At 58.7% G+C, this 969-nt stretch carries 1 protein-coding gene; it reads right to left on the bottom strand.

All coding sequences use genetic code 11. The features are described 5' to 3' along the window. Positions 1–225 (bottom strand): diacylglycerol kinase family protein (locus EOB80_RS34265; protein ID WP_281058164.1); only part of this gene is annotated, 225 nt, incomplete at its 3' end. Positions 226–969 lie beyond the last annotated feature (744 nt).

Here is a 969-nt window from a genome sequence, read left to right on the forward strand (position 1 = left end):
CAGGCGGCTTTCCACTACAGCCATCGCCGCCGCCGACACCGAACCATCGCCACCGCACACGACCACAAGGTCGGCCATTTGGCGCAGGCGAACTATGTCACTGGCAATCTCCGGCAAGGCCTCGAAGGTTTCGACAGTGACGGAAAGCCGGCCGCGCTCCAGCCGCCCCACAATCGGGGCGATCAGCTCCTGGCCGCGCCGCGCCTTTGGATTGAGGAGCAGCAATGCGCGCCTTGTGGCTAATTTGCTCATTCAAAGATCGATCCGATGGGTTCATGACGCATCACATAGGGCGGTTGCTCATTCGACCGCAACCGAAGCTTTCGACTCAAACCGGACCTACCTCCGCCGCGACGTTGCGAACGGCGCAATTTGCGACATCCAGCGGTCCCCAGGATCGCTATTCGAGTTCGTGGACCGTCACGCCGGCACAGCCGTCTTGGCAATCGCATAGGTGCTGGCGATGCGTGAGATAGGCCACTTGGCCAGCACATGTCATTCCCCAAAACAACTTGAAACCTCCTCGAGTGGACATGGTCGAAGGTTTCCATGATCATCGGCGCGCCTATCTATCGCGCGAAAGCTTGAAAGCGCGGTCGATCGCATCGCGGATATGTCCCGGGGCGGATTTCAGATCGTCCTTCGGCGCGCCGCTTTGCTCCGGAACGTCGCCGACGTCCCGCTGGAGCCTGCGACAGAAGATGCGCTCAAGCCCATTGCCGGAGAGATTTAAATCGGCAGGGCCAGATCGGCCTGGCTCCTGTAAAATCTGGAGCCGGGTCGCGATTGGCCGGAACCAAACAGAACAGCCGTAATTACAGCCGAAGGGACCGCAACCGCATAGGAAGCGGAACGATGGCTGAAATTCTTGATTTCGAACTTGGCAGTTCAAGGTTGCGCGTCAAACGTGCCGAGAAATCGTTGAAGCGCGCAAAGGAAGAAACGGACAGGAAAAATGGCGTGGTGAAT

The organism is Mesorhizobium sp. M7A.F.Ca.MR.245.00.0.0 (assembly GCF_003997415.1).
Lineage (GTDB): Bacteria > Pseudomonadota > Alphaproteobacteria > Rhizobiales > Rhizobiaceae > Mesorhizobium.